Origin of the sequence: Haloarchaeobius caseinilyticus (assembly GCF_051207395.1) — an archaeon.
Classification (GTDB): domain Archaea; phylum Halobacteriota; class Halobacteria; order Halobacteriales; family Natrialbaceae; genus Haloarchaeobius.
In genome coordinates this window covers 95,419-116,384 of record NZ_JBPJZC010000005.1, presented here as the reverse complement: position 1 = coordinate 116,384, position 20,966 = coordinate 95,419, and the positions used below count along the sequence as shown (strand labels likewise).

The following is a 20,966-nucleotide window of genomic DNA, read 5'->3' as shown; positions in this document are numbered from 1 at the left end:
CATGTCACGCGACGCCGCACACGAACGACTCGTCCGCTGGGTCGCCACGCTCCTCGTGGAGCGACCGCTCGCGGTCGTCATCGCCTTCGCAGTCGTTACAGCCGGCTTCGCCGCCGGTCTTCCGCAGGTGTCGACCGAAGCCGGGACCGAGGGATTCACCGAGGACCTGCCGTCGACGCAGGCGCTGGAAGAGGTGAACGCGCTGTTCGACCCACCGTTTTCGGCCGACGCAGGCGCGACACAGTTGATTCAGTCCGGGCCGAACGTCCTCGACCGGCCCGCCCTCTTGCGGATGCTGGTGAGTCTGGAGCGCGTCACGGACGACCCGTCGCTCAGAATCAGGTCGACAACCTCGGCCGCGTCGCTCGTCGCCCGGGAACTCGACCCGACGGCTTCGACGATTTCCGAACAGGTCGACGCGGTCGAAGAAGCGAGCGACCGTGAGGTGCAGGCCGCCGTCTCTCGCCTCGGTGAAAACCCGGCGTTCACCGCGCTCGTCAGTGACGACTTCAACCGCGAGTCTGGTCGGGCGTCGGCGACTATCGCGGTTCTCTCGCACGTCCTGCCGGGCGAGACGGTCACGGCCGGGAGCGGGGCCGACGACCCGTTGACACCGATTCAGCAGACGATTTCTGCACGGGTTACTGCGGACATCGTGGTGTTCGGGAGCGGTGTGCTGGCCGCTGAAAGCGCCACGGTCGTCGCCGATTCGCTCTTGCTCGTGGTCCCGGCCGCGTCGATACTCATCCTCGTCTTCCTGCTGTACGCCTATCGCGACCCGGTCGACCTGCTGCTCGGACTCACGTCGCTGGCGATGGCCATCGTCTGGACGTTCGGCTTCCTCGGACTGGCGGGCATCCCGTTCACTCAACTGCTCGTCGCGGTCCCGCCCCTGCTGCTCGCGGTCGGTATCGACTTCGGTATCCACGTCGTCAACCGCTACCGCGAGGAGCGGGTTCGCGGCGTCTCGCCGACGGACTCGATGGCGGTCGCCGGGCGACAGTTGCTCGTCGCGTTCTTCATCGTCACCGGGACGACCGTCATCGGGTTCTCCGCGAACGCGACGAGCAGTCTGAAACCCATCGCCGATTTCGGCATCACCGCCGCGGTCGGCATCACGTTCACCTTCCTCGTCTTCGGCGTCTTCCTCCCGTCGGCGAAGGTGCTGGTCGACGCGAAGCGCGAGCAGTGGGGGATTCCGGCGTTCTGGCAGGTGCCAATCGGACAAGAGGGGTCGGTTCTTGGGCGCGTGTTGCCGGTCGGTGTGGTCGTCGCCCGGCGTGCGCCGGTGGTCTTCCTCGCGCTGGTGTTGGTCGCCTCGGGCGGGATGGCCGTCTACGGCGCCGGCATCGACACCAGCTTCTCGGAAGACGACTTCCTGCCGCCAGCCGACCAGCCAGCCTACCTCGACGACCTGCCGGAACCGTTCCGCCCCGGCGAGTACACGACGACGGCGACCATCGACTTCCTCGAAGCGAACTTCGAGTCGGTCGACGGCGACTCGGTGACGCTGCTCGTCGAAGGCGATTTGACGAGTGACTTCGCGCTCACCTCCATCCAGCGCGCCGGGCGCGACCCGCCGACCACGTTCGTCACCGACCGGCGCGAGGCCCGCGCTGAGAGCATCGTCTCGGTCATCACGGGCTACGCCGACCGAGACCCCACGTTCGCGGCACTCGTCGCCGCCCACGACCGGAACGCCGACGGCGTGCCCGACGACGGTCTCGTGCAAATCTACGACGTGCTGTTCGCCTCACCAGTCGGCGAACAGGCCTCACGCTACCTGACCCCGGATTACGGCAGCGCGAGGGTCGTCTACCGCGTCGAAGGCGACGCCGAACAGGACGTGGTCGCGGGCGACGCGCTGGCCGTCGCCGAGCGCCACCGCCTCGACGCGACCGCCACGGGCACCATCGTCGTCTTCCAGGCCGTCTCGGACCTCATCTTCTTCACGGCAGTCGACAGCCTCGTCATCGCGCTCGGCCTCACCGCGATATTCCTCGTCGTCGTCTACCGCATCACGCTCGGGGCTGGCTCGCTGGGAATCGTGAACCTGCTGCCCATCGGTGTCGCCATCGCCTGTATCGCCGGGTCGATGCGCTATCTCGGGATTCCGTTCAACGCGCTCACGGCGACCGTCTTCTCAGTCGCACTGGGGTTGGGCATCGACTACTCGGCCCACGTCATCCACCGGGTCGCCGACGAACTGGCCGAAACCGGTGACCTGTTCGCCGCGCTCGAAAACACGACTCGCGGGACCGGCGGCGCGCTCACCGGGTCGATGCTCACGACCGTCTGTGGCGTCGGCGTCCTCGCGCTGGCCATCACGCCCGTCCTCGGCCAGTTCGGACTGGTCGTCGCCCTGAGCGTGTTCTACTCCTACCTCGCCGCGGTGGTCGTGACGCCCTCGGCGGTGGTCGTGTGGGCACGGGTTCGAGACGGGATGCAGCGATACGTGCTGGGGCGACCGGCCCGTGCGTGAGAAACCGCGACATCGTTGAGATATCGTGGTTTCCGTATATCCTCGTCGAGAGCGTCTGTCCCAGTAGGACACGCGTCTCGGCTTCGACGCTGAAGTTCTGGAGGATACCGTATGGTCGTACTGACACGAGACACACTGTTCGACGCCGTCGCCATCGGCGTGGTCGTCCTCGACCCGGAGACCGGCCAGGTCGTCGACGTCAATCGACAATACTGCGACGTCGTCGGCTCCGACCGAAACACGCTCGTCGGGAGCGAACTCTCCCGCCCAAACACCGCACGGCACGGACAGCAGGCCCTGCTGCGAAACCTGCGAGCCACGGTCGACGAGGGCGAACACAGGTTCGAGTGGGCGCTTCGAAACGCCGACGACGAGGACGTGCCGGTCGACCTGACCGGCATCGCGATCGACATCGAGGGCGAAACCCGGGTCGTCCTGACCTGCCACGACCGCACGGAACGCCACGAACTCGAAAAACAGACAGAACGGTTCCGCGAGCGCATCGACGACGCGATGCGTATCGGTGACGTGGCTTGGTGGGAGATGGACATCGAGACAGGTGATATCGTCTGTCACGACAACAAGCTCGCGATGCTCGGCTGGCCCGAGGGCGAGTTCACGCACTACACCGACTTCACCGACCGCCTGCATCCGGACGACTACGAACCTGCGATGCAGTCGATGCGTGACGCGCTGGCTGGCGACGCCGACCGCTACGACATCGAGTACCGGATACAGACGGACAGTGGCGACTATCTGTGGATGCACGACGTGGGGGCCGTGACGGCGCGGGGTCCCGATGGGGAACCGCGAACCGTGACTGGCGTCGTCATCGACATCACCGAACTGAAACAGGTAGAGTCGCGATTCCGCCAACAGGCCGAAGAACTCACGCTGTTGAACCGACTCGTCCACCACGACATCCGCAACGACATGAGCGTCATCAGCCTCTGGCTGGACCTGCTTCGACGTGACGTGAACGACCACCTCGACCGTGTGACGGCCGCGAGCGACCACACCCTCGAACTCACGACCACCGCCCGTGAGGTCGTCGACCTCGTCGGGAGCCGAGAACACACCCTCGACCTCGAACCCATCGAACTCCACCCCCTGCTCGAAGCCGAAGTGGAACGAGTCCGCCAGTCGTTCGAGGGCGCGACCGTCGAACTCGGGGAGTGCCCGGAATCGGTCGCCGTCCTCGCCAACCCGATGCTCTCGTCGGTGGTCGGCAACCTCCTGAACAACGCGGTCCAGCACGACCCAGCGGAAGAGACGACCGTCGAGGTGTCGGTCGAACTGGACGAGCACACCGTCGACATCGTCGTCGCCGACGATGGTCCAGGCATCGAGGAGGACCTGCAGGAGTCGCTGTTCGAGCATGGGACGGCCGGCTCGAAGAGTAACGGAACTGGCCTCGGCCTCTACATCGTCAAGACGCTCGTCGACGCCTACGACGGGTCCGTGACGGTGGCCGACAACGAGCCGACTGGGTCGGTGTTCACGGTGACACTCCAGCGAGCCGATTCCGACGTGGACACAACCGAGTGACCCTACTTCGACTTGCGTCCCTTCGCACGGGGACTGCTTCTGTTCCCGTTTGTCGAGCCGTTGTCGAGGACTCGGACGCTGTCGATGCCGACGTACGTGCAGCCGTCGTCGGCCGATTTACCGACGAGGACGAGCCACCGGTCGTCGGGTTCGAGTTCGAGGGCAGCCACGTCGAACTTGAACTTCGTGTCGTCGTCGCCGTCGCCGTCCACGTCCTCGACGGTGGACCAGGTGGGTTCGGCGTATCGGCCGTTGGACGACTGTACGAGGGTACACAGTTCCTCGGCCGTCGCAACGCCGGCCCGGTACTGCTGGTCCTCGAAGTCCTGACAATCACAGAACGCGGGGTCGTACTCGCCTTTGACGGGATACAGCTTCACCGACCCCGCTTCGAAGCGCGGCCAGCCAGCCGAGACGGGGAGTACACCACCGCTGCTCGGATTGACCGAGTTGGGACAACTCGACGGCTTCACGTCGACCCAACAGACGCGGAGACAGTCCGCGTCGCACGGGTCGGCGCTGCCGTTGGCAGTGGTCGTTCCCGCGAAGCCCACACTGGCGAGGACGAGCCCACCCGTAGCGAGACCGGTCTTTCGGAGGAGTTCTCGGCGTGAGACTGTCGGTCGTGTCGTTAATTCCATCGCAACCATACCGACTACAAGAATATATCAGATACTAACTAATTCGTGATTACGTGCAACTGTTGCACAGCCAACGAGTCTCTTCGGGACCGGCTGCCGTGCAACAATCAGTCGTAGTCGTTCGGTTTGCGGAGTCGTGCTGTCTCCGTCGGATTATCCGCGCAGCAAGTTCATCACTTCGTCCATCACCGCCGATTCGACGGCGACGACGTAGCGATGGCCCGGTTCCAAGACGGTCTCCGGTCCCCCGATGCGGTCGCCCTGATAGTCGACGACGATGAGGCTCCCGCGGGGCAATCTGACCTCTTCGAGCGTCTTCCCGGCGACCGGTGCGCCCTCGGCCACCTCGACTTCCAACACTTCCACCTCGCCGGAGATGTCTTCGAGGGTCCGCACCCCCTCACCGATTATCTCGTTGACCGCGGCGCGTGCACCCAGTCGTTCCGGGAACACGATGCCGTCGACGAACTCCGGGTAGAGGTCGTCTTCGCTGTTCGAGATGCGCATAACCGTCCGCACGTCGGCCATGCGCTGGGCGGCCATGCACACCGCGAAGTTGGTCGCCTCGTCGTCCGTGAGGGCGGCGACCACGTCGGCGCGGTCCGGTTGTGCTTGCCGGAGAATCGACGGCCGCGAAGCGTCACCCTCGATGACAGTCCCGAGGTACTCGTCGCTGAGTCGGTCCGCCCGGGCGGGGTCCGGTTCGACGACGACGACGGTGTGGCCGCGGTCGGCGAGCAGTTCGGCGGTTCGGACGCCGACGGTTCCACCGCCGGCGACGACGACACGCAGGTCTTCGGTTGGGGTCTGTGACATGGTTACTCCTGTTGGTCCTCCACTGGCGGGAGGGAGACGTCCTGTTCGGGTTCGGCTATCTCGGGCGCTCGTTCCTCGATGTCGGCCTGTACCTCCTCGACGCCTGCGGCGACACCACGGCGCGACAGCGCGAGGTAGACACCGATGCCCAGCGAGAGCCACGCGAGCGCGAGCAGCCACGTGTACGGGTCGATGAACAGCCCGAGCAGCAGGTTGCAGACGATGCCGAGGACTGGCGGAATCGGATAGTACGGAATCTCGAACGGGCGTCGCAAGTCCGGCTGCTGGTGGCGCAGACGAATCACACACAAGTTCACGAGGACGAAGCCGAGCAGTGAAAACAGGCTGGCGAGGTTGCCGACGATTCTGATGGGCACCACGAGGACCGCGACGAGCATCACGGCCGCGCTGGCGACGATGGCGACGAAGGGCGTCCCGTACCGGTGGTGTAAGTGGCCGAGCCGGGCGGGCAACTGGCGCTCTCTGCCCATGGCGAACGCGACCCGACTGGAGCCGATGACGACCGCGTTGAGCGCGCTAATCGTCGAGAACACCGCGCCGAATGCGATGAGCGCCGCACCCGTCCCCAGAATCGGAAACACCGGCATGAAGCCCGTCGCGGCCTCCGCGATGGCCGTCTCGCCCGCGTCGCCCAGCCCCTCGGCACCGAGCGTGCCGATAGCGACGAACACGACCAGCAAGTAGACCACGACGGTGACAACGACCGAGAGCAGGATGGCCCGCGGGATGTTCTTCTGCGGGTCCTCGACCTCCTCCGTTACCGTGGCGATGAGGTCGTAGCCCTGAAACGCGATGAACGTCAGGCCCATCGCCGGCAGCACCGACAGCGGGCCGTTGGGGAACAGTGGCCGGAACTCGCCGAGGTCGACGAACTGCATGCCGAAGACGACGAACACGAGCAGGATACCGATTTTTACGAGCGTGACGACCGTCTCCGCACTCCCGCTGGCCGCCGTCGACAGCGCGTTGAGCGCGACGAACGCGACGACCGCAACCAGCGCGTAGGCGACTGGCGGCCCCGGCAACGTCAGGTCGTACAGGTGGAACAACTCGACGAAGTTCGAGGCGAACCCGAGTGCGTACAGCGCCCCCGCAATCATGTACGTGAACCAGCGCGTCCAGCCCATGACGAACGAGACCGGGGCCGAGAACACCTCGCGGACGTAGGCGTAGCCGCCCCCATTTCGCGGGATGGCCGCCGCGAGTTCGGCGTACGAGAGCGCCGTGAACGTCGTGACGCCGCCGTTCAGCGCGAAGACGACGATGGCACCCGGGCCGACGCCGTCGGTGGCCAGTCCAGTGAGGACGAAGATACCCGCGCCGATCATCGCGCCGATACCGACCATCGTCGCATCGAGCAGCGTCAAACTCGTCGCCGGCGCGCGGTCGCCCGCGTGGCTCATGGCGACACCTCAGTCGTGCTCGCCGGCCACCACGCGACTGCGACCATAGCGTGACAATCGACAGCGAGGGGCAAATATCTCGGGCTGGATATGTGGCGTGAGCGGGTCAGTCGGCCAGTTTGACTAGCACTTCGTCGGCCAACCGTTTCGCCTCCAGCACGTGCTCGTCCGCCGCTTCGCTCCCCGTGTCGTCCACGTGCGACAGCAACTCGACGACGTGCCCGACTCGCTCGCGAACCACCGACTCGGGCAGGTCGGCCCCGACGAGGTCACCCGCGACTGCTTCGGCCTCGCCTAACCAGCGGTTCGCGGTCCGTTCGACCGGCAGCGATTCGGTCGCTTGCAGGTGGTCGTGGAGGGTACGAAGCTGTTCGGCGGTGGTGACCTCGGTCATCGGTCGGAGTGACGAGGCCGCCCCTCACAGTTCCATCGACCTGACGGCGAATCGGCTGCACCCGGTCGATTTGGGCGGCATTTCTTCGGCCTGCTGGCAGAACGACCCGATATGGACGACCATCTCCCGTACCAGACCGGCCCGTGGACCGTCGTCTTCGTCGTCGTGGTCGTCGGCTCGATGACCGTGGGTTCGGAGTTCGTCAGGCCAACGACGGCCGTCTTCGGCGCAGTCGGCCTCGGCTTCGTCGCACTGACGTACTACTACTATCGGCAGTCGGTCGAAAACAGCGAGAACAGCAGCTAGCGCGATAGGTCAGGTTCGAACTCAGTCCGCACGCACGAACGTCACCGGACACGGTGCGTTCAGCATTACTGCCTGTGCGGTCGACCCGAAGACGGCCTTGCCGGTCGGCGAACGCTGGCGGCCACCGACGACGACGAGGTCCGCCGTTTCTTCCTCGGCGAGGTCGACGATTTCGTCGCCGTAGTCGCCGACGCGGCCGCGAACTTCGTAGTCGACGCCTGCGTCGTCGAGGCGGTCTGCGACTTCTCGCACGGTGTTGTACCGGCCCGCCACGTCGTCGGCCGTGACCTCGGCGTCCGCCGAGATGGAGAGTTTGTCCTTCACGTCGCCGTACTCCTCGCTGGTGAAGACGTGGCCGAGGACGACCGTAGCGTCTGCCGGGCCAGCGATTTCCGCGACGGTCTCGGTCAGCGAGTCGATTCGGTCTGTATCGCCCTGTCCGAGCGCGAGCAGGACTGTGTGGAGCGTCATTGGGAGGAGTAACGACCTCCGGGCACATAACTGTACGGGATAGTTTACTCGAAAGTGTGTAAATAATCAGGCGGTCGAGACGCGGTCGCACCGCTCACTCAGTGGTGTTCAGCATCGACTGCGGTGAGAGAACTACGCTGCCTTCGGGAGTTCGAACGTGACGACACTTCCGCGTGGGTCGTTGTCCGAGATGGACACCGAGCCGTCGTAGCCCTCGACGACCGTGTTGACGAGGTAGAGGCCGAATCCACCGGTGCTGCTGCCCTCGTCGGCCGTCGGCGTTTCGAGAATCTCCTCTTTCTGCTCGTCGGGGATACCCGGTCCGTTGTCGACGACACGGCCGACTCCGACGCCGTCCTGTTCGCGGACTTTCACCCAGACTGCGGGTTTGTCGGTGTCGTTGTGTTCGACCGCGTTCTCGAGGACGTTCCAGAGCGCAGACGAGAGGAAGTCGCCGCCACGGACCTCGACGTCGGATTCGATGTCGACGGACACCTCCACGTCCGGGTACTGGTCGCGGAACGACGCGACTTCAGCCTCGACAAGGTCTTCGAGATTCACGCGCTCCATCTCCATCTCGTCGAGTGCGCTGGCGAACACACGAGCAGATTCGTTCAGTTCCTGCAGTTGTCCACAGCGACGACTGATGACTTCGAGGTGCTGGCGGTCCGCCTCGTCCGCAATCGACGATTGGAGGAACTTCGCGCGGGCGTCGATGACGTTCAGACCGTTCATCCCGTCGTGGCGGAGCAGTCGGTTGATGAACTGGAGGGTCTGGCGCTTCTCGCGAACTTCGGCCAGCAGTCGCCGGTTCTGCTGTGCCTGTGCGCGGTTCCGCCCGGCGAGGATACCGCCGAGGCCACCGAGGCCGCCGAGGACGACGAAGCTACTGGCGTAGGATAAAATCGACGTTCCGGCGAGAAGGTTGTCGACGTTCGACCAGAGGACGAGCGCCCAGAGGAATGCGATTCCGCCGAAGAACCACTTCGCCGCGAGGACGACATCGTCGTCGGTCAACTCGCCGGTCAGTGTCTGGTACCCGAGGACGGCTGCACCACCCGCGAGTCCAGCGTTGATGAACACCTCGTACACGAGATTGAACCAGTTCGTTATCTGGTCTAGAGAGAAGACGAACAGGTCGACGAGCCCGAGGCCCGCAAAGGCGACACTGCAGCCGACGACAGCGATTCCGGCCAGCGGTCGTGACGTCGCACTCGTTTCGGGCCCGTCCATGCGAGGCACGTTAGCTGTCATCACTAATGAATGGATATGGCCGAGTCCGCCATCACTAATGAATGGATGTGGCCGAGTTGGGGAATACGCAGTCAGACGACCACGTGGTTGTGCGTGGTGGATGCAGCAATACATCCGACTTTTCTATCCGAGGGTCCGAACGTGGACCATGAGCCAGCAGCACACCGAGGACACCATTACCGTCTACTCCGACTACGTCTGCCCGTTCTGCTTCCTCGGGCGACACGCACTCTCGACGTATCAGGACACGCGAGATGGCGACCTCGAAATCGACTGGCGACCGTTCGACCTCCGCGCACAGAAGCGCCGTCCCGACGGGTCACTCGACCTGTCCGTCGACGACGGGAAGGACGACGCCTACTACGAACAGGCGAAACAGGGCGTGCGCCGACTGCAGGAGAAGTACGGCGTAGAGATGAACCTCGACCTCGCGACCGACGTCGACTCGTTCCCGGCGCAGGTCGCCTCGCTCTACGCCAAGCAGCACTACCCCTACGAACAGTGGCTCGACTTCGACGTGGCGGTCTTCGAGGCGCTCTGGCAGGAGAACCGGGATATCGGCGACGAGGACGTACTGGTCGACCTCGCCGAGAGCGTGGGCATCGATGGCGACGAGATTCGGTCGGCGCTCGACGACGACACCCTGCACGACCACCTCCGCGAGGAGTTCGACGTAGCCCGCCGAAACGGCATCACGGGCGTTCCGACGTTCACCTACGAGGGCTACGTGGCCCGCGGTGCGGTACCGCCGGAACAGCTAGAGCGACTCGTCGAAGGCGTGTAACCGACGCCGCGACCCGGAGTCGGCCGAAGTCGACCACTGTCTGTGCTACCTGTACTGTCTGTACTGTCTGTGCTGTCTGCACCGCCTGCACTGCATGTACTGCGTGCTCTGCTGACCGTCGCATCAACCGGAGCGAGTAATGCTACGAAATCGATAATTTTCTCGGGTAACCGAATGATTGGAGCCTGCAGTGCAGTGGCAAATTTTCTATATTTTGGGAGAGTATTAACAGTCAGACCCTCAGTCTGTACCGGTCAATGAGTACCATCATCGAAGCCACGTTGCCTGCAGAGCAGTTCGCATTGGCAGAGACGATGTGCAGGCTTCCGGAGACGACGTTCGAGTTGGTCAGGTTCGTCTCACATGGCAGCGACCGGGTGATGCCGTTCCTCTGGGCCAAGAACGACGAGACAGACCAGCTTCCAGCGGTCATCGAGGCCGACGCGAGTACGACCGACACGACGGTCCTCTCCGAACTAGACGACGGCTACCTGTTCGACGTGGAGTGGACGGCGAGCGCACGTATCGCAGCCTACGTCCTCCTCGAAGAGGGCGCGACCATCGTCGACGCGGTCGCGAAAGACGGCCTCTGGCGGTTTCGGCTCCTCTTTCCCTGCCGCGAATCCGTATCTGCGACGTACGACCTCTGCGAGGCGAACGGCCTGGACGTCAGCATCCGCCGCCTCTCCGAACTGTCCGACTCGTTCCACCGTGGCCTGTTCGGCCTGACACGCGAACAGTACCAGACGATGGTCGAGGCACACGCCGCCGGCTACTACGAGGTTCCCCGACAGATCGACCTCACCGACCTCGCAGGCAGTCACGAAGTGTCGCACCAGGCGCTGTCAGAGCGCCTCCGGCGTGGGCATCAGACGTTGATTTCGAACGCGCTGTTCTCGGAGATGGTGTAGACCGGTACTCCCCGGACCGGGCCGGTACTGTCTCAGTCGTCGTCTGCGGTCGCCTGCGTCGCTCCGCTGTCGGCCCCTGTCTCCGCTGCTTCGCGGTCCTCCGTAGCGTCTTCGGCGTCGACCGAGTCTGCGGTGTCTTCGGTGTCTGCGTCCGATTCGATGGCGTCTGCGTCCTCGCTCGTGGATTCGTCCGTCTGCGAACTGGTCGAGGCGGCGTCCATCGCTTGTTCTTCGTCACCGCGACGACGAGCGACGACGACCGCAGCCACGAGTGCACCGAGTCCGAGCACCAGTTTCTGACCGAGTGAACGACCGCCCGAGGAGTCAGTGGTCGTGTCCTGCTCGTCCACCGTTCCGTCTGCGTCGTCCATCGTCGAAACCGTGAACTCCTCCTGCACAGGTTCCGAGTCGTCCGGTGCTTCTTCGGCCTGCGCTGCCGTCTCGTCCCCGTCCTCCGCGTTCCGGCGTCGACGGCGGGCGAGGTACGACCCACCCGCGATGGTGCCGAGACCGAGTCCGAGTTTCTTCAGCGACCGGCCACGGGACGACGAATCTGCCGTCGTTTCGTCGGCGTCCGTCGTCTCGTCTTCCGTCGAGGCGGTCGCTGTCCGTTCGTCGAGTGCCTCGTGGACGGCGTCTTTGACCGGTTCTCGCACGAGCGTTCGAACGGTTGCGTCGAGAAGTGACTTCGAGTCGAGCGACTGGGCATCTGGAGAGGTGGAGTCAGACATCGCTGTGTGCGCCGGTTCGCAGGGACGCACCGAGAGCGCACGCCTTGCACGTGCGCCCCCTTTTAACCAGATTGCGGTTCCTTGCTGGTACCCCACCAGCGACGATTAGCCGACAGACCGCGTACTGTCAGCTATGCCAGCCGACGAGGCCGAGTCGGGACGACCCGGTGCGAGCAATCCGCAGCCACCGGTCGACCTGCCCGACGACATCGTGGCCGCACTCGACGCCCACGCCGACAGCCCACACATCGTCCGCGAGGCCATCCTCTACGCCCACGAACTGCTGAATGCCCACCACGAGTCGCCGACATCCATCGTCCCGCAGGGCGACGAGGAAATTCTCCACGTCCAAGAACGGCCCGGCTACACCGAAGTCGTGAAGCGCAATCGCCCGGACTCGCCCGACGCCTACCTCTACCACGTGATGCGCGAGCCACATCCGAGTGGTGAGACGAAGCTGCACTGGGTCGTCATCGGGCGCGTGGTGGCCGACGAGTACGCGAACGAATCGAGTGAGGAGTGACGCGGTGGGCGTCAGAAAGCGAGATACAGGAGCGCGAGGCCAAACAACACGAAGACGCCACCGATGAGGTAGGCACCCCATCGCTCACCGGAACCGACTTCTTCCGACTCGATGGCTTTGACGTCTCTCGCTCCCTGCAGTCGAGGGTTACGCCACGTAGAGAGACCGGTAGCGATGGCGATAAGGCCGTAAATCGCGGTAATGCTGCTGTCGTTCATGCGTTTACTGGGGGAGGTCCGGCGTCGACGCGAACGACGACCAACCGCCGACACAGCACGTCTCACGCTAGTTTCATATCACTTGCATGCGTCTAGTCCTCCGACTTTCTCACACGGCGATAGCCGGCCGCTCCGCAGCGACATGCACTCGCCGTCGACCGGGCAGTCATACACCCACCATGTCCACCACACGACACGCCATCGAGACACGCGGCCTCACGCTGACCTACGCCGACGGCACCGAAGCCGTCCGCGGGGTCGACCTCGAAATCGCCGAGGGCGAGTTCTTCGGCTTCCTCGGGCCGAACGGGGCCGGGAAGACGACGACCATCACGCTGCTCTCTACCTTGCTCTCGCCGACCGCAGGCGAGATTCGGGTCAACGGCTTCGACGCCGTGGCTGACGCGAAGTCGGTTCGCCGGACCATCGGCTACATGGCCCAAGAGACCAGCGTCGATGAGGAACTCACCGCTCGGGAGAACATCCGCTTCGCCTGCGAAGCCTACGGCGTCCCGAAAGCCGAGCGAGCCGAACGCATCGACGACCTGCTCGAACTGGCAGACCTCGTCGACGTGGCCGACAAGCAGGCCAAGACGTTCTCCGGCGGGATGCAGAAGCGTCTGGACGCAGTGACGGCACTCGTCCACCGCCCGCCGCTCGTCTTCTTAGACGAACCGACGACCGGGCTGGACCCCTCGGCGCGAAACCGCCTCTGGGACTACTTCCGCAAGCTGAACGACGAGGGCACGACGGTGTTCCTCACGACGCAGTATCTGGAGGAAGCCGACCAGCTTTGCGACCGCATCGCGGTCATCGACGACGGCGAAATCGTCGCCGTCGGGACACCTGCGGAACTGAAGGCTCGCGTCGGCGGTGACGTGCTCGACCTCGTCCTCGAAACGCCCGACGAAGCGACGCTCGACCGCGCCGAGGCGGCCATCGCACCCGTCCTCAACAGCGACGACCAACTCGAACGGACCGAAACCGGACTGGCCGTCACCTCGCGCCAAGCCCGCGAGATCGCCACCGACCTGCTGCTCGCGCTCCGTGACGCCGACGTGCTGGTGACCGCGTTCGAGGTTCGCTCGCCGACGCTCGACGACGTGTTCCTCGCCATCACCGGCGAGCACGTCGAGAGCGAGCCGATGGCGGCGCTCGCTGACGGTGGAAGCGAGGTCCTGAGCGGAGCGAATAACCTCGAAATTGCGAGCGGCGAAGCCGCGAACAGTGGTGACAGCGACAGCGAGGTGCGCCGATGAGCACCGAAGCGACCCACGACGCGGGAGCAGACGCCGTCTCCGGTGAAGCCGTCTCGACGCCCGAAACGCACGTCCCGGCCGGTAACGGCTTCGCCCGCGACGTGTGGGTGAACTTCAAGCGCTGGAACCTCAAGGCCGTGCGCAACCCGTTCGTCGTGGTCGGCTCCGTCGTCCAGCCAGTCATCTTCCTCCTGCTGTTCTCGCAGGTGTTCGGTGGCGTCGTCGAGGGCGCACTCAGCGGCCGCGGTGGTGCGGGCGGGCTGGACTACATCACCTACCTCGTGCCCGCAATCGTCATCCAGGTCGCCATCATCTCGGCTGCGGCCTCGGGTATCGGGCTGGTGAACGACATGGAGCGCGGGCTGTACACGAAAGTGCTCGTCTCGCCGATGCACCGCGGCGCGGTGTTCCTCGGCAAGACCCTCTCGGAACTGTTCCGCATCGGGATTCAGGTCGTCATCATCATGGCGCTCGGCTGGTTGCTGGGCGCGGAGTACGCGGGCGGGCTGGCGAGCGTGCCGGTCATCATCGCCGTCGCCATGCTGTTCTCGCTGTGGTTCACGGCGTTCTCGAACGTCGTCGCCATCGTCACGCAGAACACGGAGTCGACCATCGTGATGACGAACCTGCTCGTCTTCCCGCTGCTGTTCGTCTCCAGCGCGTTCCTGCCGACCGAGTCGATGCCCGGCTGGCTCCAGACCGTCGCCGACCTCAACCCCATCACCTACGGCGTCGACGCGGTCCGGACGCTCGTGGTCGAAGGCTGGGCGTGGGACTCGCTGCTACCCGCCGTCGCGGTCCTGCTCGTGCTGGACCTCGTGTTCGGTGCCGTCGGTGTGTACTTCCTGAACCGGGCGACGAGTGCGAAGGCGAAGTAACGTCACGCAACTGGCGACTGGTATTTTTCAGCCACGACCACACGACGAAACTGACTTGTCTGATTGTTTAGAACAGGTGGACGATGTCACACCGGGCGACGACCCGAGCGGCGTCGGACGACAGCGACGAACCACTCGACCTGCTTCGAGCGGTCGCCCCGAATCTCCTCGGGGTGACGTTCGTCGGTCTCTGTCTGGTCGAAGGCGGGTTGCTGGCGCTCGAACTCGACGCCGAGGCGACGGCAGTGACTACTTCGATGGTCACCGCACTCGTGGCCCGGGCGGCCATCGGCACCGCCGACTTCGCCGTCACCTTCGGCGCGCTCGTCGTCGTCCTCGCCGTCGCGGACCGAATCGACGGTGACGGTCCCCTCCCACCGGACTGGCGGGTGTTCGGCGCGTTCGTCGTCGGCCTCTCGATACTCGCGTGGACCGTGGCCGGCGGCCAGTTACTGTGGCCCGCGTTCGTCACCGGCCTCGCGGTGACGCGCGTGCTCGTCGTCCGTGCTCCGGGGTGGTTCGGCCGATTCCTGTGGACCTCCTTCGAGACACTCCGACGGGTCTCGCTCGGTCGTGGGCCGACCGGGAGAGTGGCACCGATGGGCAGCATCGCGGTCGTGTTCGGCCTGTGGCTCGTCGCGACTGGCGCCGACGGCTTGCGCCTGTTTGTCCTCCTCGCCATCGCGGTGGGAGCGGTCGTCGCGCTCGCCGGGTCGTTCGGGACCGAGACGGACGACGGCCGGAACGACCCGACACTGGCGGACGCCATCGTTCCCGGCGGAGATGGACCGCTGGCAGACGCCGTGGTCATCGCTGTCCTCCTCTTGTTCGCGATGCCCCTGTTCTCGGCGCTACGACTCGTCGCTCCGGCCGGTCCGCTGTTCGAGCAGGCCTCTGCGACGGTCTTCTGTTGTGCGCTCGCGGCCGCCGCCGACCGACGGTTCGACGCGGCCGGGCGAGAACGCGCGATGACGTGGCTGGTCGGCTGGGTCGTCCTCGCGGGCGCGGCCTCGTCACTGCTGTTCGACGCCTCGACGTTCGACCTCGGCCCCGCCGTCGCCATGAGTCGGTGGGTCGTCTACCTGCTCGCCATCGTCCCCGCGATGCAGTACGTCGTGGAAACGCGAGCGAAGAGGGTCAGTGCGGCAGAACGTCGATAGCCTGTCCCGACGAGGAACAGCGACGGTCACTCCTCCGCGTCTTCCCCGAACCGCGAAAACGGTCGCCGATGGACGTTCCGTATCAGGTCTTCGTCAGAGACGCGAAGCCCGAGTTCGTCCAGCTCTTCGCCGATTCGACTGAGGTCGTCGCCGTCGACCCCGATAGCTCGGACGAGGACGTTCGACTCACCAGTCATCACCTCCTGCACCTCGACGACGCCCGGAACGTCAGCGGCCGCCGCGGCGAGTTCTTCACGTTCGGGAATCGGCGCGGTACAGACGATGAGGGTGAACAACTGGTAGCCCGCGCCCTCGTAATCCACGTCGGCGTGGTACCCTCGAATCACGCCCTCAGATTCCAGTTGCCGAATTCGGTTTCGGACGGTGCTCGCGGACACGTCGAGCGACGCCGCGATGTCGTTCGACGACGTGTGTCGTGCCGCTTCCTGCAGCGTGTACAGAATCCGCTTGTCGAGCGTATCGAGGTCTCGCATCGCTAGTCGTCACGACGTTTTCCGACCGACCGCAATAACAGTGCCCACAATACGATGTCAGAACGGTAGCTGAGAAAGAAATTATGGTCGTCTTGGGAAATCAGTATAAATATCCCCGGACAATCACAGGGTTCTATAGCCTGGAGCGAAAAGTGCGACGTACTGACAATCGATGAACACAGCCGAGATCGGTCTTCGCCTCCTCGCCGGTGTCTTGCTCATCCTCGCGAACGGCTTTTTCGTCGCTATCGAGTTCGCGCTGACTCGTGCGCGACAGTTCACGGAAGACGAATTCGTCGACGGGAACCCCAAACTCGAACGCGCGTGGGAGATGACCCAGGAACTCGAACTGTACCTGACCACCTGTCAGGTCGGGATTACGGCGTCGAGTATCGCCGTCGGTATCGTCGCCGAACCGGCGCTCGCAGCCCTGTTCGAGCCGCTGTTCGCTGGCACGACGCTGGCGACCATCGGGGCTGGCGCGCTCATCTCGTACTTCATCATCAACCTCATCCACCTCACCCACGGGGAACAGACGCCGACCTACCTCGGCGTCGAGCGGTCGCGGTTCGTCTGCCGGTACGGAGCCACGCCGCTGTACTGGTTCTACATGGCCATCTCGCCGCTCATCACGCTCGGCGACTACGTCGCCAAGTGGACGCTCCGACTGTTCGGCGTCGAGATGACCGGTGCGTGGCTCGAAACCGAAGAGGACGTCATCGAGTCGCGGGCACAGCTTCGCAACCGACTGAGTTCCCTGCTTGAGCGCGGTGAGATTTCCGGCGAGCGCCACGACGAAGTGTTGCGAGCGCTGGAGGCCGGGACGACCGAAGTGCAAGAGGTGATGGTCGACGAGTCGGATATCGTATTCCTCTCGACCGAGGTTTCGGCCGCGGAGAACCTACAACGTGTCGCGGAGACGCAACACACTCGCTACCCGCTCGTCGGCGAGACGGCGGACGAGTTCGAAGGAATCGTCTACGTGCCGAGCGTCGTCGAACAGATGGACGCGCTGAAGTCCGGTGAGACGACCTTCGCAGAAATCGCCGCGCCGCCGATGACCATCTCGGCGGACACGACCATAAGTGACGCTGTCGACCGCTTCCAGGCCGAGCGCCAGGAACTCGCGCTGGTGCTGGCCGACGGCGAAGTCGTCGGCTTGCTCACGGCGACCGACGCGCTGGAGACCGTGATGGGCGATATAGAGGACCCGCTCGATGGGGAGAGTCGGACGGACACACGGGGGCGGGGACAGCCGAGTTCCGGATAACTGGTCGGCGACGGCGGCGTCGGTGGTCCCGAGACACCAGCGGCGACTCAGGATAGATCTGCGCGCTCGAACCGTCGGTAGCCGACCGCCAGCGGGACGACCGTCCAGACGACCAGCAACCCGAGCAGGAACCACGGTTCGAGGTACACCGGTGCGGGACCGGCGACGAGCGCACCGAGACCGGGCGTCCCGGCCGCACCACTCAGGACGACGGTGACGAGCGAGCCGTACGCCCCCGAGGGACTCAGGCTCTGGACGAGGACGAACCAGCCCGGTACCTGTCCGCTCGGTGGTCCGCCCTGGACCAGCATGTACAGTCCCTGTGGGACGATGTCCCAGAACAGTGTTAGGGCGAGATACGCCGCGACAGAAATCGTCATCGCCCGCGAGCGTGTCGCGCAACTCGCCGAGATGCCGACCGCGATAGCGACGAAAACGACGCCGAGGACGGCCGTGAGTGCCATCGTCAGCGCGAAGGCGACGACCGGGAGCGTTCCGAACGCGAGTAGTGCGACGACGCCGGAGACGGCGTAGCCTGCGACCAGTCCGAGGACGACGACGGCACTCCGGCCGAGGAATTTGCCCGCGAGGACCTCGCGCCGGGAGGGCGGAAAGCCCAGCAACACCTTCACGCTGCCCGACTCGCGTTCGCCCGCGATGGCAAGATACGCCGCGACCAGCGAGCAGATAGGGACGAGGATGCCTGCGAACTCCGTCGCGCCGCCGATGCCCGCGAACACGTCGGTCTCGACGCCGGGCACGAACTGCAACGCCCCGACCGCGAGCGAGGTGACGGCGGCGACGAGCGCGACGATGCTCCACAGTGCCCGCGAGCGGACCGAATCCACGACCTCTTTCCGGGCGATGGTGACGGTGCGCATCGACATCACCGGCCCTCCGCCGCGACGGCGTCGGTCGGGGCGTCGTCGCCAGTGTAGGTCGTGAACAGTTCTTCGAGCGACGCCTCGGTGGTACCGAAGTCCTGCACCGTCGCACCGGCCTCGCGTACCGCGTCGAGGACCGCGAGTTTGGCCTCCGGCGTTTGGCAGTTCACCTCGACGGTCCGGTTTCGGGTCGTCACGGTCGAGACGCCGGCAATCGATTCGAGGTCGAGGTTCGCCGGAATCGCGTCGAGCGTGACGCTGATGGTCGAACCGGTTTCGAGCGTCTCGCGCAGGCCGTCGATGGTGTCGACGGCGACGAGTCGCCCCCGATTCAGGATACCGACCCGGTCGCAGACGGCCTCGACCTGTGGCAGGATGTGACTGGAGAAGAAGACGGTGCCACCGTCTGTGGCGTGTTCCCGGGCGATATCACGCACCAGTCGAACCCCGTTCGGGTCGAGCCCCGACGACGGTTCGTCCAGCACGAGCAAGGCGGGGTCGCCGACGAGCGCCAGCGCCAGTGCGAGTCGCTGGGTCATCCCCTTCGAGTAGCCGCCGACCGGCCGCGCTGCGGCCTCGGGAGCGAGCGCGACCCGCGACAGCAGGTCGTCGGGGTCGTCCGCAGCGTCTTTTAGGTCGATGGCGAACTCCAGATGTTTGCGCCCGCTCAGGCGGTCGTACAGGCCGTAGCCGTCGGGAAGGATGCCCACGCGCTCGTGGACCTGTTCGGTCTCGGTCTGGGCGTCGTAGCCCAGCACCGTCGCGGTGCCCGCAGTCGGGCGGACGTAGTCCATGAGCACGTCGATGGTCGTCGACTTCCCCGCTCCGTTCGGGCCGAGGAAGCCGAACACCTCGCCCTCGCGGACCGTGAGGTCGACCCCGTCGACGGCGAGTACGTCGTCGCCGTATCGCTTCGTGAGGTTCTCGGTCGCTATCGCAGCCATATCCGAGGATAGCGCCACAGGAGGAGATAAAAGTTATCAAAAATATTATAATTTAACAAATTCATAACTATACTGCGTTTTAGTCAAAATTCTGTCCGGTCTGCGTCGACAGTCACCTCGAGATGGGCGTCGAGGTGGACCGTCAACGAGTCGTCTTCCACGACGACGCGGACTGCAGCTTCGAACGGGTCCAGCGACTCGACGGTCGTCTCCCACGGTTCCAGCGTGGCCCAGAGCGACCACAGAGGAATCGCGGTGGCGTCGACCCCATGTCGCCAGTACAGCGAGACGACGGCGGGGTGGTACAGGAGTCGCGTTTCGACGGGTGCGAACACTTGCAAGTCACAGACCGTACAGTGCGAGATAGCCATATGCGTCGGCACCGGCGTCTCCTCGGTCCGCTCGACCCGAATCTCCATCTCCCCGCCACAGCCGCTACAGATGCCGTCGAGCGCCATCGCGTACTCGTGTCGGACGCGGCGGTCACACTCGTACAGCACTGTCTCGGAGTCCCGGTCGAGCGCCTGCCCCGGCGGCAGGTCGTACGAGACTACCTGCATCTCGCAGTCGGCACAGGAGACGACGAGCAGTCCGTCGTCGAGTGCCGCGTCGAGCGTCGTCGACGGACACGCCGGACAGTGCCCCTCGATGGTCGTCGGCTCGAACGTCGGGTTCCCCTCGTACGCGCCGGAGACGACGGCGCGGACCACTCGGTCACCGGCGGGTGCGAGTCGGTAGCCCTCGTCGGTCTTCCAGACGAAGTGTCCCGCGAGTCGCGAGAGGTGGTAAGAGAACTGCGGCGTCCCCTCGGCGTCGACCCGGTCGTACAGTTCGGAGAACGAGAGAACTGGCTGCCCCTCGCGCTCGGCAGCAGCCAGTTCCCGCAGTACCGACAGTCGCAACTCGCTGCTCAACACCTCGAACACGTCCTCAGTCGTGGCGGCCGCGTCGTCGCTCGACATGCGCTGCCGGGACGTAGGCAGTCGCAGGCCTAAGGGTTCCGGGCTCCCGAACATCGTCCATCCCTCGTCCACGACCGGTCGGCACCACGACGCCCCTACATCGACGCGTCAGAAGGTCAAGACCTCGTAGCCCTCAGCCACGAGCGTCCGGATACTGCGGTGCCCGTCGTACTCGTCCGGGGTCCTGACACAGGCCGTTTCGACCTCGTCGGCGACGCCGAAGGCGGTCGCGCAGAAGGGACAGGCCGTGGCCTCGTCCTTCACTGCCGTGTACAGGTCGTGGAAGTCGTGCGTCGGGTCCTCCAGTTCGGGTATCCACCGAGTCCCGGCACCGTCGAAGAGGAGTTCGACCTCGTCGTCGGGGTGTTCGGAGAACTCTTTCGCCGTCTCCAGCCCGTTGACGAGTCTGCCGAGGTCGGTTCCGGACTCGATTCCTGCAAGGATTACGATTGCTGCGTTCACCATCGCAATTGGAGGTATGCGACACACCACGATAACCCGGCGCCGACGGTGTGTGGAACACACCCACACCCGACAGTCTGAAGCCGATTCCGGGCAAGGCGAAAGGCCAAAGCGTTCTCTCCGAGGACGCTATTGCATGAACGAAACAGC

Annotated in this window: 23 protein-coding genes; 10 read left to right on the top strand and 13 right to left on the bottom strand. The window is 64.9% G+C overall.

What is annotated here, in order from left to right; translation table 11 throughout:
* Position 1: 1 nt before the first annotated feature.
* Positions 2-2,482 (top strand): efflux RND transporter permease subunit, encoded by a 2,481-nt coding sequence (locus ACSC1P_RS20420; RefSeq protein WP_435362060.1) that lies wholly within the window; start codon positions 2-4, stop codon positions 2,480-2,482.
* 111 nt (positions 2,483-2,593) lie between these two features.
* Complete coding sequence (locus tag ACSC1P_RS20415) at positions 2,594-4,030, top strand: sensor histidine kinase (RefSeq protein ID WP_435362059.1); 1,437 nt, start codon at positions 2,594-2,596, stop codon at positions 4,028-4,030.
* 2 nt (positions 4,031-4,032) lie between these two features.
* On the opposite strand, the gene ACSC1P_RS20410 is transcribed toward ACSC1P_RS20415, so the two are convergent.
* The 4 genes from ACSC1P_RS20410 to ACSC1P_RS20395 all read right to left on the bottom strand — a co-directional run bounded on the left by ACSC1P_RS20410 (position 4,033) and on the right by ACSC1P_RS20395 (position 7,305).
* A complete protein-coding gene (locus ACSC1P_RS20410; protein WP_435362058.1) occupies positions 4,033-4,671 on the bottom strand; it encodes a hypothetical protein in 639 nt (212 codons plus the stop codon).
* 153 nt (positions 4,672-4,824) lie between these two features.
* Entirely contained in the window at positions 4,825-5,487 is a 663-nt protein-coding gene (locus ACSC1P_RS20405; protein ID WP_435362057.1) for a potassium channel family protein, read from the bottom strand.
* Between the two features lie 2 nt (positions 5,488-5,489).
* On the bottom strand, positions 5,490-6,911 hold the full coding sequence (locus ACSC1P_RS20400; protein ID WP_435362056.1) for an APC family permease: 1,422 nt from the start codon (positions 6,909-6,911) through the stop codon (positions 5,490-5,492).
* 106 nt (positions 6,912-7,017) lie between these two features.
* Positions 7,018-7,305: a DUF8152 family protein gene (locus tag ACSC1P_RS20395; protein WP_435362055.1), complete on the bottom strand. Its 288-nt coding sequence runs from the start codon at positions 7,303-7,305 to the stop codon at positions 7,018-7,020.
* A 111-nt stretch (positions 7,306-7,416) separates the two neighbouring features.
* On the opposite strand from ACSC1P_RS20395, the gene ACSC1P_RS20390 reads away from it, so the two are divergent.
* Complete coding sequence (locus ACSC1P_RS20390) at positions 7,417-7,611, top strand: hypothetical protein (RefSeq protein WP_435362054.1); 195 nt, start codon at positions 7,417-7,419, stop codon at positions 7,609-7,611.
* Positions 7,612-7,632: 21 nt separating this feature from the next.
* On the opposite strand, the gene ACSC1P_RS20385 is transcribed toward ACSC1P_RS20390, so the two are convergent.
* Positions 7,633-8,082: a universal stress protein gene (locus tag ACSC1P_RS20385; RefSeq protein WP_435362053.1), complete on the bottom strand. Its 450-nt coding sequence runs from the start codon at positions 8,080-8,082 to the stop codon at positions 7,633-7,635.
* Between the two features lie 132 nt (positions 8,083-8,214).
* On the bottom strand, positions 8,215-9,315 hold the full coding sequence (locus ACSC1P_RS20380; protein WP_435362052.1) for a sensor histidine kinase: 1,101 nt from the start codon (positions 9,313-9,315) through the stop codon (positions 8,215-8,217).
* Positions 9,316-9,484: 169 nt separating this feature from the next.
* On the opposite strand from ACSC1P_RS20380, the gene ACSC1P_RS20375 reads away from it, so the two are divergent.
* Both ACSC1P_RS20375 and ACSC1P_RS20370 read left to right on the top strand, forming a co-directional pair.
* Entirely contained in the window at positions 9,485-10,120 is a 636-nt protein-coding gene (locus ACSC1P_RS20375) for a DsbA family oxidoreductase (RefSeq protein WP_435362051.1), read from the top strand.
* 257 nt (positions 10,121-10,377) lie between these two features.
* Positions 10,378-11,031: a helix-turn-helix domain-containing protein gene (locus ACSC1P_RS20370; protein ID WP_435362050.1), complete on the top strand. Its 654-nt coding sequence runs from the start codon at positions 10,378-10,380 to the stop codon at positions 11,029-11,031.
* A 32-nt stretch (positions 11,032-11,063) separates the two neighbouring features.
* On the opposite strand, the gene ACSC1P_RS20365 is transcribed toward ACSC1P_RS20370, so the two are convergent.
* Positions 11,064-11,762, bottom strand: a complete 699-nt coding sequence (locus tag ACSC1P_RS20365) for a hypothetical protein (RefSeq protein WP_435362049.1) — start codon at positions 11,760-11,762, stop codon at positions 11,064-11,066.
* Between the two features lie 133 nt (positions 11,763-11,895).
* Between ACSC1P_RS20365 and ACSC1P_RS20360 the strand changes: the two genes are divergently transcribed.
* The gene (locus ACSC1P_RS20360; protein ID WP_435362048.1) at positions 11,896-12,285 is read left to right on the top strand and encodes a hypothetical protein; all 390 of its coding nucleotides are present in this window, start codon (positions 11,896-11,898) and stop codon (positions 12,283-12,285) included.
* 11 nt (positions 12,286-12,296) lie between these two features.
* Here ACSC1P_RS20360 and ACSC1P_RS20355 read toward each other — a convergent pair whose 3' ends face one another.
* Positions 12,297-12,503, bottom strand: coding sequence for a hypothetical protein (locus ACSC1P_RS20355; protein ID WP_435362047.1), 207 nt, complete (start codon positions 12,501-12,503; stop codon positions 12,297-12,299).
* Between the two features lie 179 nt (positions 12,504-12,682).
* Between ACSC1P_RS20355 and ACSC1P_RS20350 the strand changes: the two genes are divergently transcribed.
* The 3 genes from ACSC1P_RS20350 to ACSC1P_RS20340 all read left to right on the top strand — a co-directional run bounded on the left by ACSC1P_RS20350 (position 12,683) and on the right by ACSC1P_RS20340 (position 15,800).
* On the top strand, positions 12,683-13,762 hold the full coding sequence (locus tag ACSC1P_RS20350; protein WP_435362046.1) for an ATP-binding cassette domain-containing protein: 1,080 nt from the start codon (positions 12,683-12,685) through the stop codon (positions 13,760-13,762).
* On the top strand, positions 13,759-14,640 hold the full coding sequence (locus ACSC1P_RS20345) for an ABC transporter permease (RefSeq protein ID WP_435362045.1): 882 nt from the start codon (positions 13,759-13,761) through the stop codon (positions 14,638-14,640). Before ACSC1P_RS20350 ends, ACSC1P_RS20345 begins: the two co-directional genes overlap by 4 nt.
* A gap of 83 nt (positions 14,641-14,723) precedes the next feature.
* Positions 14,724-15,800 carry a hypothetical protein gene (locus ACSC1P_RS20340; protein ID WP_435362044.1) on the top strand — a complete coding sequence of 359 codons (1,077 nt, stop codon included), beginning with the start codon at positions 14,724-14,726 and terminating at the stop codon, positions 15,798-15,800.
* A 26-nt stretch (positions 15,801-15,826) separates the two neighbouring features.
* Here ACSC1P_RS20340 and ACSC1P_RS20335 read toward each other — a convergent pair whose 3' ends face one another.
* Positions 15,827-16,294, bottom strand: coding sequence for an Lrp/AsnC family transcriptional regulator (locus ACSC1P_RS20335; RefSeq protein WP_435362043.1), 468 nt, complete (start codon positions 16,292-16,294; stop codon positions 15,827-15,829).
* 172 nt (positions 16,295-16,466) lie between these two features.
* On the opposite strand from ACSC1P_RS20335, the gene ACSC1P_RS20330 reads away from it, so the two are divergent.
* Positions 16,467-17,564 (top strand): CNNM domain-containing protein, encoded by a 1,098-nt coding sequence (locus ACSC1P_RS20330; protein ID WP_435362042.1) that lies wholly within the window; start codon positions 16,467-16,469, stop codon positions 17,562-17,564.
* Positions 17,565-17,611: 47 nt separating this feature from the next.
* Here the strand turns inward: ACSC1P_RS20330 and ACSC1P_RS20325 are convergent, their stop codons facing one another.
* The 4 genes from ACSC1P_RS20325 to ACSC1P_RS20310 all read right to left on the bottom strand — a co-directional run bounded on the left by ACSC1P_RS20325 (position 17,612) and on the right by ACSC1P_RS20310 (position 20,819).
* Positions 17,612-18,451, bottom strand: coding sequence for an ABC transporter permease subunit (locus ACSC1P_RS20325; RefSeq protein WP_435362041.1), 840 nt, complete (start codon positions 18,449-18,451; stop codon positions 17,612-17,614).
* Positions 18,451-19,392: an ABC transporter ATP-binding protein gene (locus ACSC1P_RS20320; protein ID WP_435362040.1), complete on the bottom strand. Its 942-nt coding sequence runs from the start codon at positions 19,390-19,392 to the stop codon at positions 18,451-18,453. The genes ACSC1P_RS20325 and ACSC1P_RS20320 overlap by 1 nt, the downstream gene beginning before the upstream one ends.
* A gap of 83 nt (positions 19,393-19,475) precedes the next feature.
* On the bottom strand, positions 19,476-20,354 hold the full coding sequence (locus ACSC1P_RS20315) for an ArsR/SmtB family transcription factor (RefSeq protein ID WP_435362039.1): 879 nt from the start codon (positions 20,352-20,354) through the stop codon (positions 19,476-19,478).
* A gap of 108 nt (positions 20,355-20,462) precedes the next feature.
* A complete protein-coding gene (locus ACSC1P_RS20310) occupies positions 20,463-20,819 on the bottom strand; it encodes a DsrE family protein (protein ID WP_435362038.1) in 357 nt (118 codons plus the stop codon).
* Between the last annotated feature and the right edge of the window lie 147 nt (positions 20,820-20,966).

Excerpts from the sequence above, each read along its gene's own strand:
- ACSC1P_RS20420 (WP_435362060.1), top strand. The coding sequence starts at position 2 with ATGTCACGCGACGCCGCACACGAACGACTCGTCCGCTGGGTCGCCACG.
- ACSC1P_RS20415 (WP_435362059.1), top strand. The coding sequence starts at position 2,594 with ATGGTCGTACTGACACGAGACACACTGTTCGACGCCGTCGCCATCGGC.
- ACSC1P_RS20410 (WP_435362058.1), bottom strand. The coding sequence starts at position 4,671 with ATGGAATTAACGACACGACCGACAGTCTCACGCCGAGAACTCCTCCGA.
- ACSC1P_RS20405 (WP_435362057.1), bottom strand. The coding sequence starts at position 5,487 with ATGTCACAGACCCCAACCGAAGACCTGCGTGTCGTCGTCGCCGGCGGT.
- ACSC1P_RS20400 (WP_435362056.1), bottom strand. The coding sequence starts at position 6,911 with ATGAGCCACGCGGGCGACCGCGCGCCGGCGACGAGTTTGACGCTGCTC.
- ACSC1P_RS20395 (WP_435362055.1), bottom strand. The coding sequence starts at position 7,305 with ATGACCGAGGTCACCACCGCCGAACAGCTTCGTACCCTCCACGACCAC.
- ACSC1P_RS20390 (WP_435362054.1), top strand. The coding sequence starts at position 7,417 with ATGGACGACCATCTCCCGTACCAGACCGGCCCGTGGACCGTCGTCTTC.
- ACSC1P_RS20385 (WP_435362053.1), bottom strand. The coding sequence starts at position 8,082 with ATGACGCTCCACACAGTCCTGCTCGCGCTCGGACAGGGCGATACAGAC.
- ACSC1P_RS20380 (WP_435362052.1), bottom strand. The coding sequence starts at position 9,315 with ATGGACGGGCCCGAAACGAGTGCGACGTCACGACCGCTGGCCGGAATC.
- ACSC1P_RS20375 (WP_435362051.1), top strand. The coding sequence starts at position 9,485 with ATGAGCCAGCAGCACACCGAGGACACCATTACCGTCTACTCCGACTAC.
- ACSC1P_RS20370 (WP_435362050.1), top strand. The coding sequence starts at position 10,378 with ATGAGTACCATCATCGAAGCCACGTTGCCTGCAGAGCAGTTCGCATTG.
- ACSC1P_RS20365 (WP_435362049.1), bottom strand. The coding sequence starts at position 11,762 with ATGTCTGACTCCACCTCTCCAGATGCCCAGTCGCTCGACTCGAAGTCA.
- ACSC1P_RS20360 (WP_435362048.1), top strand. The coding sequence starts at position 11,896 with ATGCCAGCCGACGAGGCCGAGTCGGGACGACCCGGTGCGAGCAATCCG.
- ACSC1P_RS20355 (WP_435362047.1), bottom strand. The coding sequence starts at position 12,503 with ATGAACGACAGCAGCATTACCGCGATTTACGGCCTTATCGCCATCGCT.
- ACSC1P_RS20350 (WP_435362046.1), top strand. The coding sequence starts at position 12,683 with ATGTCCACCACACGACACGCCATCGAGACACGCGGCCTCACGCTGACC.
- ACSC1P_RS20345 (WP_435362045.1), top strand. The coding sequence starts at position 13,759 with ATGAGCACCGAAGCGACCCACGACGCGGGAGCAGACGCCGTCTCCGGT.
- ACSC1P_RS20340 (WP_435362044.1), top strand. The coding sequence starts at position 14,724 with ATGTCACACCGGGCGACGACCCGAGCGGCGTCGGACGACAGCGACGAA.
- ACSC1P_RS20335 (WP_435362043.1), bottom strand. The coding sequence starts at position 16,294 with ATGCGAGACCTCGATACGCTCGACAAGCGGATTCTGTACACGCTGCAG.
- ACSC1P_RS20330 (WP_435362042.1), top strand. The coding sequence starts at position 16,467 with ATGAACACAGCCGAGATCGGTCTTCGCCTCCTCGCCGGTGTCTTGCTC.
- ACSC1P_RS20325 (WP_435362041.1), bottom strand. The coding sequence starts at position 18,451 with ATGTCGATGCGCACCGTCACCATCGCCCGGAAAGAGGTCGTGGATTCG.
- ACSC1P_RS20320 (WP_435362040.1), bottom strand. The coding sequence starts at position 19,392 with ATGGCTGCGATAGCGACCGAGAACCTCACGAAGCGATACGGCGACGAC.
- ACSC1P_RS20315 (WP_435362039.1), bottom strand. The coding sequence starts at position 20,354 with ATGTCGAGCGACGACGCGGCCGCCACGACTGAGGACGTGTTCGAGGTG.
- ACSC1P_RS20310 (WP_435362038.1), bottom strand. The coding sequence starts at position 20,819 with ATGGTGAACGCAGCAATCGTAATCCTTGCAGGAATCGAGTCCGGAACC.